Below are 13,249 nucleotides of genomic sequence, written 5' to 3'. Positions count from 1 at the left end.
TGACATCCGGCCGGTATTTCCTTGATGAGCACCGGTCAGGCCACGGCTCATGAGGGACAGGAACCGATGACCACAGAAAAACCCAGACAGGCTCGCCTGCCGATGGTATCGTCGGACCTTACCGTCAAGACGGCATGGCTCTACTATGTCGAAGGTTTCACCCAGGAACAGATTGCCGAAAAGCTCGATGTCTCCAGGGTGAAGGTCATGCGTACGCTGGCCTCCTGCACCGCCGAGGGCATTGTCGTCACCATGATCAACGCGCCGACCGCCGGGCAGGTGGCGCTCGAGCGGGGACTGGAAAAGCGCTGGGGTCTGAATGCCGCCGTCGTCATCCCGACGCCTTCGGCGCATGACCATCTGGAGAAAGCCATCGGCCATGCCGTCGCGGCCTATCTCGGCGAGCAGATGCAGGACGGCATGACACTGGCCATCGGTGGCGGCGCGACCCTGCATGCCAGCCTCGGCTTCCTTGCCCGCCGGCAGTTAAAGCATGCCTGTGTGGTGGCGCTCGTCGGCAGCCTGCCGCACTCGCAATGGATCAATCCATCGATAGTTGCTGCCAAGGTCGCCGATGTCTTCGAGGTCGACAGCTACCAGATCACCGCGCCGGTCACGGTCGACAATCCCTCGCTGCGCGATCTCCTCTGGGCACAGCCGACCCTGCAGGATGTGCGCCAACGCGCGGCCGCCGCCGACATCGCCCTGCTCACCGTCGGCGACATGTCGCCCGACGCCACCATCTTCCGGCATGGCATCGTTCCGTCATCGCTGATCGCTCCGTTGAAAGCGAAGGGCGCGGTCGCCAACATGCTGTGCTATTTCGTCGATGCCAATGGCCGTTTGGTAGACCACGAGGTCAACGGGCGTGTCATGGCCATCGATCTCGATGTGGTCGGCCAGGTGCCGAATGTGGTTCTCGCCGCGGGCGGCAAGCGCAAGGTCGCGGCGATCCTCGCCGCACTGAAAGCCGTCGACACCAATGTGCTGATCACTGACAGCGATACCGCCGCGGCGCTGCTTGCCAAAGGCGGTTAGATGAGCCCGCGCTCGCGCAAAAAATCCTCGACGCCGACATGGGTCATGGATTCGAATTCGGCGATCGCCTCGGCCACCCGCTTGCGCTGCGCCGCCAACAGTGTGAACACCTGCTTCATCTCGCCGGAAACACCAAAACGGCTCCACCGCTCGGCGATATGCGTGGGCAGACCGATGTCGGCGCAGAACGCGTCCAGACTGTCATAGCCGAGGCTGGCGACGAGCTGCCTGGTCTCCTCCGCCGACATGCGAGGCTCGAAGGCGTGGTCGTGAAGGCGCTGCGCCACCAGCTTGATGTCGGATGGCGACGCACCCATGACCTTGCCGAACAGGGTTTTGACGTCAGATGGGTCGAATGCAGGCATATTTGGCCTCCCTGGATCGCAATCCAGATAGAACATGGGTCAAGGGTCAGCGCCTGACAAGTCGTTTCTGTCGCAAGCCGGCGCATCAGTCGGCGCCGGCTTCTGCTTGGTGGATCAGACCAGCAGGCCCATCGGATTTTCAAGGAGGTTCTTGAAGGCGACCAGCAGTTCGGCACCCAGCGCACCGTCCACGGCGCGGTGGTCGGTCGACAGCGTCACCGACATCACGGTGGCTATTCTGATCTCGCCATTCTTGACCACTGCCCGCTCCTCGCCGGCGCCGACTGCCAGGATGGTCGCGTGCGGCGGGTTGATGACGGCGGCAAAGTCCTTGATGCCGAACATGCCGAGATTGGACACCGCCGTGGTGCCACCCTGATACTCTTCCGGCTTCAGCTTGCGGCTGCGCGCGCGACTGGCCAGATCCTTCATCTCGTTGGAGATGGTGGACAGCGTTTTTTCGTCGGCATGCCGAATGATCGGCGTGATCAGGCCGCCGGGGATCGACACCGCGACGCCGACATCGGCGTGCTTGTGCTTGACCATGGCGCTTTCAGTCCACGAGGCATTGGCATCGGGCACTGCCTTCAGCGCCATCGCCATCGCCTTGATCACCATATCGTTGACCGACAGCTTGTAGGCCGGAGCATCACCCTTGTCGGTCTTCTTCACCGGGGCTGCCGCATTGATCTGCGTGCGCAGCGCCAGCAGCGCATCGAGCTCGCAGTCGAGCGTCAGGTAGAAATGCGGAATGGTGGTCTTGGCCTCGACCAGGCGGCGCGCAATGGTCTTGCGCATGTTGTCATGCGGGACGAGGTCGTAGGAGCCCTGTTCGAACAATTTCAGCACCTGATCGTCCGACATCGCCTTTACCGGCGCGGCAGGAGCAGCAGCGGGCACGCCAGCCGGAGCCTTGGCGGCAGGCGCCGTCTGGGCGCCGCCACCGGCAATGGCCGCGTCGACATCCGCCTTCACCACCCGGCCATGCGGACCGGTGCCAGATATGGCCGAGAGGTTCAGGCCGGCCTCACGGGCCAGGCGCCGGGCAAGCGGTGTTGCACGGCCGGCCGATGGCGACTGGCCGATCTCCGCCCTTGTGGGGGAGATGCCAAGTGGCGGCAAAGAGGGCAGGGCAGAGGGGTGCGTGACAGAATGAGATGTTGGCGCGACAGCGCCCCCCTCTGTCGACTTCGTCGACATCTCCCCCGCGGGTGGGGAGATTGGCGCCTTGTCCTGCTTGGCCGCAGCAGCATCAGCCCCATAGGCCTCACCGTCGGCATAGATCCACGCCACGGCAGCGCCGACCGCAATATCGACACCCTCTTTGCCGGTGACATCGCGCAGCACGCCGCTGGCCGGCGCATCGATTTCCATCGCCGCCTTGTCGGTCTCGATCTCGAACAGCACATCGCCCTTCTTGACGTGCGCGCCCTCCTCGGCAAACCAGCGCGAGATCTGTCCGGTCGCCATGTCCATGTCGACCTTGGGAAGAATGACTTCGGTCGGCATGGGCTAGCGGACCCCTTTCACGAGGTCGCGCGCGGCGGTGATGATGTCCGGAATTTGCGGCACCGTCGCCTTCTCGAGTTCCGGATTGTAGGGGATCGGCGTTTCGGCGCCGCCCAGCCGCACGATCGGCGCGTCGAGATAGTCGAACGCTTCGCTCTCGGCGATCATGGCGCTGACCTCGGCGCCGATGCCCAGCGTCTTGACCGCTTCGTAGACGCATAGCAGCCGCGACGTCTTCTTGACGCTGTTGATGACGGTCTGCTTGTCCATCGGCCGGATGGTCCGGAGATCGACGACTTCGACGTCGATGCCTTCGCTCTCCAGCACGGCCGCCGCGTCGAGCGCCTTCTGCACCATGATCGAGGTGGCGACGATGGTGAGATCCCGGCCCTCGCGGCGGATATCTGCCTTGCCGATCGGCACGGTATAATAGCCTTCGGGCACCGGTCCCTTCATCTTGTAGAGCAGCTTGTGCTCGAAGATCATGACCGGATCGGGATCGGCGACCGCCGCCAAAAGCATGCCCTTGGCATCATAGGGGGTCGCCGGCTGGATGACTTTCAGACCCGGCACATGGCCGAGCCAGGCTTCGAGGCTCTGGCTGTGCTGAGCCGCCGCACCGGTGCCGGAACCGGCGGGAAAGCGCATCACCACGGGAACCGAAACCTCGCCGCCCAGCATGAAGCGCATCTTGGCCGCCTGGTTGACAATCTGCTCCATGGCAAGCGTGGCGAAATCGGAAAACTGGAACTCGAAGATCGGCCGCATGCCGGTGAGCGCAGCCCCCACCGCAACGCCCGCGCCGCCCAGTTCCGAAATCGGCGTGTCGATGACGCGGTCAGCGCCGTAACGTTCGACCAGGTCGCCGGTGACCTGGAAGGCGCCGCCATAGACGCCGATATCCTCGCCCATCAGGAAAACGCGTTCGTCCATGTCCATGGCGATCGCCATGGCCTCCTGGATCGCCTGGGCGTAGCTCAGTTCACGCACCATCGCGTCCATCACGCCTGCTCCGTATACACGTAATTTCCCGTCTCGCTGATATCGGGCGATGGGCTCGCCTTGGCGAACTCGATGCCCTCGGCGATCTCTTGCGCCACGGCATCGCGAATGGCCTCGATGCCCTTGTCGTCGATGAAGCCGAATTCCCTGAGCTCGCTTTCGAACAGGGTGATCGGATCGCGGTTCGACATCCAGTCCTCGATCTCTTCCTTGGTGCGATAGCGGTTGCGGTCGCTCTTGGAATGGCCGCGATGGCGATAGGTCTTCGACTCGATCAGCGTAGGCCCCTCGCCGGCGCGGGCTCGGGCAACAGCCTGATGAGACGCCTCGGCGACCTCGGAGAAGATGTTGCCGTTGACGATGACGCCGGGCATCGAATAGGCGGCGGCGCGCTCGGCGATGTTCTTGACCGCGGTCGAGCGGGCTGTCGATGTCGACATGCCGTAGCCATTGTTCTCGCAGACGAAAATGACAGGCAGCTTCCAGACCGCCGCCATGTTGAGCGCCTCGTGGAAAGCGCCTTCATTGTTGGCGCCATCGCCGAAGAACGAGACCACGACCTTGCCGGTCTTCATCATCTTGGAGGACAATGCCGCCCCCACGGCGATCGGGATACCACCACCGACGATGCCATTGGCGCCGAGATTGCCCTTGCCGACATCGGCGATGTGCATCGAGCCGCCACGGCCCTTGCAGTAGCCTGTGGTCTTGCCGAAGAACTCGGCGAACATGCGCTTGACCTCGGCGCCCTTGGCAATGCAGTGGCCGTGACCGCGATGCGTCGAGGTGATCTGGTCATCCTCGGCAAGCGGCATGCAGATGCCCATGGCGCTGGCTTCCTGGCCGATCGACAAATGCATGGTGCCATGGATGAGGCCGCGCGTGTAGCACTCCTCCGCGCCCTCTTCGAAGCGGCGGATCAGGTACATCTTGTGGAGCACCTGCTTGAGCTGCTCGGCGCTGTACTGGCGGTAGACGAAGGGCAGATTGGCGCGACTGTCAGTGACGGCTTTGCTGGCTGTGGCCATGATCACGCTCCCCCGGTCCCATAGACGAGCTTGTCCTGGCGAGCGCGCAGTTCGGCGATCTTGGAGCCCGCCGCGGGCGCTGCATTCGCATAGGTTATGAGTTCGCCCTTCTTGATCGGCGCGGTGACCGAGCCGCCCTGCAGCAGGCCGCAGGGAACGGCCTTGGCGGCGCGCGCCTCAGGCGTCGTCATGATCCAGGCGCGGTAGCAATATTCGCCGATCGCATCGAGCTTCTCGCCGGGCTTCATGTCCTTCTTGGCCACGGCGGCGACTTCGGCCACCGGCTTGGCCAGCGGCACCATGTCGGCCTTGCCGTAGAGCACGACGCGCGCGCAGGTCAGCGGCACCTCGAGCGAGGTCAGGTGATAGGGACGATGGAAAGTGAAATACGGGCCTTTGCCCATCTTCAGATCTTCCATGCGCTCGGAGATGCGCGGATGCGACATGTCGGCAACGACGAAGACGCCGGGCGCGACACCCTTGCCGATCGAATAGTCGACGACGCCGACCTTCGACAGAACGCCGCCATCCTTCTGCGGCACCAGCACCTTGGACAGTTCGCCAAGCGTCGCCGCCGGGCCATGCATGCCGGCCTTGTCTGGAACCAGGCCGGTGGCATTGGCGATTGCCGCCATCTCGACCATGGTCTTGGAGCCGTCGACGAATTCGACCAGCATGCGCACATTCATGTGCCGGCGCTTGGCTTCCTCCTCATAGTCCGGGGGAATAGCGTCGATGTTGAGCGGATTGTTCTTGCCCTTGCCGGCGGCAACGATCGGGTGACCCATGGCCGAGACGAACTCGATCAGCTCCATGCAGGAGGACGGCTCATCGCCGGCGCCCAGTGAATAGGTGACGCCGAGCCGGTCGGCCTCGCTTTTCAGATAGGCGCCGATGGTGACGTCGGCCTCGACATTCATCATCACCAGATGCTTGCCATGCTCCATGGCGCGCAGCCCGATCTCGGCGCCAACGGCGGGAACCCCGGTGGCATCGATGACGACGTCGATCAGATCATTGTTGATGACAAGGTCGGCGTCGTTGGTGACCGCGACCTTGCCGGCTTCCATCGCCGACGTCATAGCCGAAGCATTCGACACTTCGCGCGCATGCCCGGTTTCCTGGAAAGCGATATCGACGGCCTTGCTGGCAGCCGGCAGGTTCAGTTCGGAAATGGCGCCGATCTCGATGCCCGACATATGGGCGACACGAGTGACGATGTCGGTTCCCATCTCGCCCGAGCCGATCAGGCCGATGCGGATAGGCTTGCCCGACTTTGCGCGTTCCTCGAGATCGCGGGCAAGACCCGTCAACGAAACATTGGAAGCCATACCGCTCGTTCCTCCCACAATGCAGGCTTGTTCGATTGCCTGACGCGTATTGAACATCTGTATTTCTGTCAAGACTAATGTCCAAAATCGATGTCCTTTTGGCACGCCTTCGCGGAGGCGCGGTGACCCCAGGCAATGGCGGCTGCATATCGGAGTGCATGTCGACAGGCAGGCGCGGCGACGAGTTTCCTGACGCACGGAACGAGAAGACCGGTCCATCGCCGTAACGATCGCCATCACGGCGGCCATCTCCAGTGTGGAGAGCCCTACGGAGCTCGAGCACGCGCCGCCTCCACACCTGACTTGTGAGAAAGCAGGCTTCAGCCTAATAAAGCCACAGCTCATTTAGAGCCTGGGGGAATTGTATGAGCTGGAACCCGAGAAGGGTCCTTATCGATCTGCTGAACCAGAACCGGACTGTCAGAGCAGCCAAGGCATTGCGAAACGCCTTGATTGAACGCAACTTCCGTGGACGCGGTGTTGCGGAAGGCCTGAAATTCGCCGACGAAGTGCGGCGAACCGGTGGCCGGAGATTTTGTTTTGTCATTGCCTTCAATACCCCTTGGGTCATCGACGCGATGGCGCGCTCCTGGGAGCTGTATTCGTCCGGAATGACGCTGGTCGTTGTCGACAACTCTTCAAAGCAATCGGCTCGCACCCGTATCGAGGAAATCTGTCGAGCGCGAGGCGTCGCCTACTTCAGCTTGCCCCGAAACTGGGAGCGTCATCCTAACCGGTCGCACGGAACATCCATGAACTGGATCTTCCACAATATCATCCGGCCGATGCAGCCGGAGCTGTTCGGCTTTCTGGATCACGACTGCTTTCCGATCATCCCCGTGGACATTCCCGCGGCGATGGAAGGAAAAGTCGTCTATGGCTCAAAGCGCCGGTCAACTTCGGATCACCAAGCGTGGTTCTTGTGGGCAGGGTTCTGCTTCTTTCGCTTTAGCGCCCTGGAGAACGTGAACATGGACTTTCACCCCCGCTTCATCCACGGGATGGACACCGGCGGAGGCAATTGGGCTGGGCTCTATCGCCTGCTCGGCGAAAACGATGTCGTGGATGTGCCGGCCACTACGGCTCATCTGAACCTCGGCGAGGCCGACTCCGGTCATCAGATGTTGGGCAGCGCCTTTTTGCATATCGGCGGCGCTGGTTACCGGAAGTCGATTAACACCCAGCAATACCGGCGGCTGATCTCCAACTATGTTTGGGACACCTATCTGCACGGCGATCAGAACCGCCTCGTCAAAGAACTTTGACCAAGCTCATTATAGCCTCTCTCAGCCTATAGCCGGCTACTGTGCCGTCCAGCCGCCGTCCATCGGCAAGGTGGTGCCGGTGACCTGCCTGGCCGCGTCCGAACACAGGAACAGCGTCAGCGCGGCGAGCTCGTCAACGGTGACGAATTCCTTGGTCGGCTGGGCGGCGAGCAGCACATCGTGCTTGACCTGTTCCTCGGTCATGCCGCGCGCCTTCATCGTGTCGGGAATCTGCCTTTCGACCAGCGGCGTCCAGACATAGCCCGGCGCGATCGCATTGACGGTGACGCCGTCGAGCGCTGCTTCCAGCGCTACCGTCTTGGTGAGGCCCGCAATGCCGTGCTTGGCCGACACATAGGCCGACTTGAACGGCGAGGCGACCAGCGCATGCGCCGAGGCGGTGTTGATGATACGGCCCCATTTGCGCGCCTTCATGCACGGCAGTGCCGCCTTGATGGCGTAGAACGCGGCGAGCAGATTGATGCGGATGATGGCTTCCCACTTGTCATCGGGAAACTCCTCGATCGGCGCGACATGCTGGATGCCGGCATTGTTGACCAGGATATCGAGACTGCCGAAGGCAGCCTCGGCCTCACGCACCATGGCGCTGACCGCCGCGCCATCCATCATGTTGGCACCGGAATAGCGGCACTTGACGCCGAAATCCCTCTCGATGCCGGTGCGCTCCTGCTCGATGGCAGCCGCATCGCCAAGGCCGTTGATGGTGACATTGGCGCCTTCGGCGGCAAAGGCGCGGGCGATGGCCAGGCCGATGCCGCTGGTCGAGCCGGTGACGAGGGCGTTCTTCGAAGACAGGAAACCCATGATGATCTCGCAAGAGGTGGGAGGGAACGAACGGGGCCGCCTTTGTGCGCCGCACCATGACAGTGCCATAGCCATATGTCGGTGCGATTACAGGGTTGAGACGGCCGTCGACAGGCCCCTTGGGCGGCTGTCAGGCGGCTGACACGGCACTGTCATGGTGCCGTGCAACATAATCCGGAGCGCATTCGCGCAGTCATTCCTGAACCAAAATGGGGCTACAGCCTTGCAGATCGCCGATGTCGTGAAGCGCGCCTATGCGATGCCGCTGACCAACCCCTCCTTTCCGCCCGGGCCGTACCGTTTCTTCAACCGCGAATACGTCATCATCACCTACCGCACGACGCGCGAGGCGCTAGAGGCTGTCGTGCCGGAGCCGCTGGAGATCGACGAGCCGCTGGTCAAATACGAATTCATCCGCATGCCTGACTCGACCGGTTTCGGCGACTACACCGAGACCGGCCAGGTCATCCCGGTGCGCTACAAGGGCCAGCACGGCGCCTACGTCCATTCGATGTATCTCGACGACGACGCGCCGATCGCCGGCGGCCGCGAACTGTGGGGTTTTCCCAAGAAGCTCGCCAACCCCAAGATCGTGCATGAAGGCGAGGTCATCGTCGGCACGCTGCACTATGGCAGCGTTCTGTGCGCCACCGGCACGATGGGCTACAAGCACAAGGAAGCCGATCACGGCTCTGTCCTCGCTTCGCTGGCCGCGCCCAATTTCCTGATCAAGATCGTCCCGCATGTCGACGGCACGCCGCGCATCTGCGAACTGGTCCGCTACCACCTCACCGACATCACGCTGAAGGAAGCCTGGACCGCGCCCGCCGCGCTCGATTTGCGGCCGCATGTCATGGCCGACGTGGCGCGGCTGCCGGTGCTCGACATCGTATCCGCCGTCCACTTCACCGCCGATCTGACCCTTGGGCTGGGCGAAGTGGTTCACGATTATCTCGCCGACCGCACCTGAGCTGCACAAGCCTTTCAGAGCCCAAACAGAAGTCGGAGACCAAAGCCGTGCTCGAACGCAATCGCAACAAGGAGGCCACTGCCACCATCGCGGAGATCTCGGCGCAGTATGACCGCGTCGCGCTGGTGTTTCAGGGAGGCGGCGCGCTCGGCGCCTACCAGGCTGGGGTGTACCAGGCATTGGCAGAGGCCGGCTGCGAGCCGAGCTGGCTTTCCGGCGTGTCGATCGGCGCCATCAATGCGGCGATCATCGCCGGCAATGAATCGAGCCGCCGGCTGCAGCGCCTCGAGCAATTCTGGCAGACGATTTCGGGTCGCAAGATCTGGGCCTATACGCCGGAAGGCGACATCTACCGTGATATCCGCAATCGCACCAGTTCGTGGATGACCATGGTCATGGGGCAGCCGGGCTTCTTCAAGCCGCGCAATCCTAACCCCTGGATGGAGCAGCCCGGCGCCGAGGGCGCCACCAGCTTCTACGACACGGCCGAGCTGAAGGAGACGCTGCAAAGCCTGATCGACTTCGACATCCTCAACGACGGCAAGAAGCGGTTGAGCGTCGGCGCGGTCAACGTCCGGACCGGCAACTTCGTCTATTTCGACACCGACAAGGTCCGCATCGAACCGAAGCACATCATGGCCAGCGGCGCGCTGCCGCCGGCGTTCCCGTCGATCCGCATCGAAGGCGAATATTACTGGGACGGGGGCATCGTCTCCAACACGCCGCTGCAATATCTGCTCGACCAGGAAGAGGACCGTTCCTCGCTGGTTTTCCAGGTCGACCTGTTCAGCGCGCGAGGCGTCCTGCCGCGCAGCATGCCGGACGTGCTGTCGCGCCACAAGGACATCATGTATTCGAGCCGCACACGGCAAAACACTGACAGTCAAACGCATCCACGGTCTCAAGATGCGCCTGCTCGATGCACTGAAACGGGTGCCGAAGGAGTTGCGGACGCCGGCCGAGGAAGCGCTGATCGAGGACTATTCGGACGCCGGCACCGTCAACATCGTGCACCTGATCTATCAGCACAAGGGCTATGAGGGTCACGCCAAGGACTATGAGTTCTCAGGCACCTCGATGCGCGAGCATTGGGAGACAGGGTTGGAGGACACGCAGCGCACCTTGCGCCATCGTGAGTGGCTGACGATGCCGACCAATGTCGACGGTGTGGCCATCCATGACCTGCATCGCGAAGACCCGACGTAGCCAGGCCGGTTATGCCCAACGGTTCAGCGTTGTTGGCCAGGATTCGTTTGAACGGCCATCGCCAACGCTCGAGATTGGCCGACGCCTCCAAACTTCGTCATCCTTGGGCGAAGCAGGAGCGAAGCTCCGTCGCGGAGACCCTGGGATCCATGCCGTGACCTTTGCCACGGAGTGCAGCGGAGCAGAATTCTGCACCGCGGCAACGCTCAGGAGTCGCGGCATGGATCCTATGGTCTGCGCCGCGTCGCTTCGCTCCCTGCTCCGCCACAGGATGACGAAGCGAAAGGCGTTTCGGCAATTTCCTAGGCATGTTCCACGTCAACAGAAACGAATACGTCTTCACCCCTTGAACGCAGTGCTCACTTAAAGAAAAAAGGCAGCGCCGGTCACCCGGCGCTGCCTTTTGTTCGGAAGCTTACGCTCGGCTCAGAACACCTGGCGGAAGATGATGAACAGCACGAAGGCCAGCGTGATCGAGCACGGCAGCGTCAGCACCCAGGCAAGCAGCAGATTGCGCACCGTCGCCCATTGCAGCCCCGAACCGTTCGCCGCCATCGTTCCGGCAACGCCCGACGACAGGACATGAGTCGTCGACACCGGCAGTCCCAGCCGATCGGCCATGCCGATGGTCACCATCGCCACGAGTTCGGCCGCCGCACCCTGGCCGTAGGTCAGATGGCTCTTGCCGATCTTCTCGCCGACCGTGACGACGATGCGTTTCCAGCCGACCATGGTGCCGAGGCCGAGCGCCAGCGCGACGGCGACCTTCACCCAGATCGGGATGAACTTCGTCGCGTTGTCGACGGCCTTGTGATAGTCGGTGACCGCTTTCAGATCGGCCGCCTCCATCGGCAGCAGCTGCTTCTTGTCGATCAGCTTGAGCGCTTCGCCGATCAAATAGATGTCGTTGCGGGCGTTGCTGACCAGATCGGTCGGCACCGTCTCGACCGAGGCATAGGGCTGCAGGCCAGCCGTCGTGTTGTGGATGTAGGTCTGCAGCGCAACCGTCGTCTGGTCGCTCCATGTCCTGGTGCGCACGGCATCCTGGACGGCGGCCTTGGCATCGGCGACGGTGACGCCGGGCTTGGCATATTTGCCCAGCGCCGTTTCGACGCTGACCGAAGCAGACTTGTAGGCTTCGAGATAGTTGATGTCGGGGGTGCGGTTCAGCGCATACGCCGTCGGCACGACGCCGATCAGGATCAGCATGATCAGGCCCATGCCCTTCTGTCCGTCATTGGAGCCGTGCGCAAAGCTGACGCCGGTGCAGGTGAAGATGAGCAGGCCACGGATCCACCATGGCGGCGGCGTGTTGCCCTTCGGCGCCTCGTAGAGCGCCGGATTGCGCACCAGCAGCTTCATTACATAGAGCAGGATCGCCGCGGCGAAGAAGCCGATGATCGGCGACACCAGCAGGGTGACGCCGACATTGGTCGCCTGCGACCAGTCGACGCCGCTGGTGGCGCTGCCGGCGGGCGCCATGAACTGGTTGGCAAGGCCGACGCCGATGATCGAACCGACCATCGTGTGCGAGCTCGACGCCGGCAGTCCGAGGAACCAGGTGCCGAGATTCCACAGGATCGCCGCCACAAGCAGCGCGAACACCATGGCGAAGCCCGAGGACGAGCCGACCTGCAGGATCAACTCGACCGGCAGCAGCGACAGGATGCCGAAGGCGACCGCGCCGCTGGAGGTGAGAACCCCGAGGAAATTGAAGGCGCCCGACCACATGACGGCGAATTCGGCCGGCATCGAGCGCGTGTAGATGACCGTCGCCACCGCATTGGCGGTGTCATGGAAGCCGTTGACGAACTCGAAGCCGAGCGCGATCAGCAAGGCGATGCCAAGCAGGATCCACGGCACGGTCTTGGCCACCGCAAGATCCTGGCTGAGCGCGTAGCCGACATAGGCGATGCCGACGAGCACCAGCACGCCGAAGGCCGGCAGGAACCACTTCGCGCTGCCCGATTGATCCAGCGGATGATCCGGTCTCGGAATGCCCGCCTCGCTAGAAACTATGTCCACCATGTCCCACTCCAGATGCATTGCAGCAAAGAACTGGGAAGACGCTATGTCCGCACGATGAACCCTGTGTGACGCCGGCGAACGCCGCGTTCACGAACAGGCCCGCCGAAAAGCGGGTGGGCGGCGCCTATTTGGCAATCTCGAGCAGGGACGATACCAACAACTGGCGCTCGTCTTTCGACAGGACATCCGAATCGAAGAGGTTCATGCTGCGCAATCCCTCGATGGCGAGATAGCAGATCAACAGCGATTTGAGATCCGGCGTCTCGCCCTTCAGCCGCTCGAAAAGCTGCCGCTTGAAGGTCTTTATCGGCATCATAAAATCGGGATCCTCGGCGATGGCCGAGAAGATCCAGGACGCCGACGGCTGCTTTTCCTCGCAATCATTGGCCGACAGCCTGATGTAGACGGCCAGGGGATTTTCGTCCTTGTCATTTGTGCTGGCGGCTTCCAGCGCGTGCTCGAACTCGCGCAGATAGCCTTCGACCAAACCTTGCATCAATTTGGCCTTGGTCGGGAAATTGTAGAGGAGCCCTCCCTTCGACACGCCGGCACGGCTGGCGACGGCATCCAGCGACAGGCTGCCTGGTCCGGATTCCCGGGCAACATCAGCCGCCGCGGCGAGAATCTTCTCGCGCGAATTCGGTCTTTGGGCTCTCATGGTGCCTCCCATCGCAAGCTTAGG

The 13,249-nt window shown here is 62.5% G+C and carries 11 protein-coding genes and 1 pseudogene; 4 read left to right on the top strand and 8 right to left on the bottom strand.

Annotated elements, in window-relative coordinates:
- The first annotated feature begins 66 nt into the window (after window positions 1-66).
- Window positions 67-1,038, top strand: a complete 972-nt coding sequence (locus P3C39_RS23045) for a sugar-binding transcriptional regulator (protein ID WP_275954313.1) — start codon at window positions 67-69, stop codon at window positions 1,036-1,038.
- Here the strand turns inward: P3C39_RS23045 and P3C39_RS23040 are convergent.
- From P3C39_RS23040 to P3C39_RS23020, 5 genes are all read right to left on the bottom strand, one after another.
- Window positions 1,035-1,403, bottom strand: a complete 369-nt coding sequence (locus P3C39_RS23040; protein ID WP_013529317.1) for a hypothetical protein — start codon at window positions 1,401-1,403, stop codon at window positions 1,035-1,037. The genes P3C39_RS23045 and P3C39_RS23040 overlap by 4 nt on opposite strands.
- 114 nt (window positions 1,404-1,517) lie before the next feature.
- Complete coding sequence (locus P3C39_RS23035; protein WP_275954314.1) at window positions 1,518-2,912, bottom strand: pyruvate dehydrogenase complex dihydrolipoamide acetyltransferase; 1,395 nt, start codon at window positions 2,910-2,912, stop codon at window positions 1,518-1,520.
- Between the two features lie 3 nt (window positions 2,913-2,915).
- A complete protein-coding gene (locus P3C39_RS23030) occupies window positions 2,916-3,914 on the bottom strand; it encodes an alpha-ketoacid dehydrogenase subunit beta (RefSeq protein WP_275954422.1) in 999 nt (332 codons plus the stop codon).
- Window positions 3,914-4,942, bottom strand: coding sequence for a thiamine pyrophosphate-dependent dehydrogenase E1 component subunit alpha (locus tag P3C39_RS23025; protein ID WP_063169131.1), 1,029 nt, complete (start codon window positions 4,940-4,942; stop codon window positions 3,914-3,916). The genes P3C39_RS23030 and P3C39_RS23025 overlap by 1 nt, the downstream gene beginning before the upstream one ends.
- Before the next feature lie 2 nt (window positions 4,943-4,944).
- On the bottom strand, window positions 4,945-6,273 hold the full coding sequence (locus tag P3C39_RS23020) for an NAD(P)H-dependent oxidoreductase (protein ID WP_275954315.1): 1,329 nt from the start codon (window positions 6,271-6,273) through the stop codon (window positions 4,945-4,947).
- A gap of 365 nt (window positions 6,274-6,638) precedes the next feature.
- Between P3C39_RS23020 and P3C39_RS23015 the strand changes: the two genes are divergently transcribed.
- Window positions 6,639-7,538 (top strand): hypothetical protein, encoded by a 900-nt coding sequence (locus tag P3C39_RS23015; RefSeq protein ID WP_024503030.1) that lies wholly within the window; start codon window positions 6,639-6,641, stop codon window positions 7,536-7,538.
- A gap of 36 nt (window positions 7,539-7,574) precedes the next feature.
- Here the strand turns inward: P3C39_RS23015 and P3C39_RS23010 are convergent, their stop codons facing one another.
- Window positions 7,575-8,363, bottom strand: a complete 789-nt coding sequence (locus tag P3C39_RS23010) for a 3-hydroxybutyrate dehydrogenase (protein ID WP_275954316.1) — start codon at window positions 8,361-8,363, stop codon at window positions 7,575-7,577.
- Window positions 8,364-8,586: 223 nt separating this feature from the next.
- On the opposite strand from P3C39_RS23010, the gene P3C39_RS23005 reads away from it, so the two are divergent.
- Together P3C39_RS23005 and P3C39_RS23000 are read left to right on the top strand one after the other, a co-directional pair.
- Window positions 8,587-9,333 (top strand): acetoacetate decarboxylase, encoded by a 747-nt coding sequence (locus tag P3C39_RS23005; protein ID WP_027163143.1) that lies wholly within the window; start codon window positions 8,587-8,589, stop codon window positions 9,331-9,333.
- Window positions 9,334-9,380: 47 nt separating this feature from the next.
- A pseudogene (locus tag P3C39_RS23000) lies at window positions 9,381-10,539 on the top strand (patatin-like phospholipase family protein).
- Window positions 10,540-10,965: 426 nt separating this feature from the next.
- On the opposite strand, the gene P3C39_RS22995 reads toward P3C39_RS23000, so the two are convergent.
- Together P3C39_RS22995 and P3C39_RS22990 are read right to left on the bottom strand one after the other, a co-directional pair.
- Complete coding sequence (locus tag P3C39_RS22995; protein WP_063170349.1) at window positions 10,966-12,567, bottom strand: inorganic phosphate transporter; 1,602 nt, start codon at window positions 12,565-12,567, stop codon at window positions 10,966-10,968.
- Between the two features lie 124 nt (window positions 12,568-12,691).
- Window positions 12,692-13,225 carry a TetR/AcrR family transcriptional regulator gene (locus P3C39_RS22990; protein ID WP_024503025.1) on the bottom strand — a complete coding sequence of 178 codons (534 nt, stop codon included), beginning with the start codon at window positions 13,223-13,225 and terminating at the stop codon, window positions 12,692-12,694.
- Window positions 13,226-13,249 lie beyond the last annotated feature (24 nt).

The organism is Mesorhizobium sp. XAP4 (assembly GCF_029269325.1).
Classification (GTDB): Bacteria; Pseudomonadota; Alphaproteobacteria; order Rhizobiales; family Rhizobiaceae; genus Mesorhizobium; species Mesorhizobium ciceri.
Note: the sequence above shows the minus strand (reverse complement) of the source record. Positions and strands in the feature narration are given on the sequence as shown.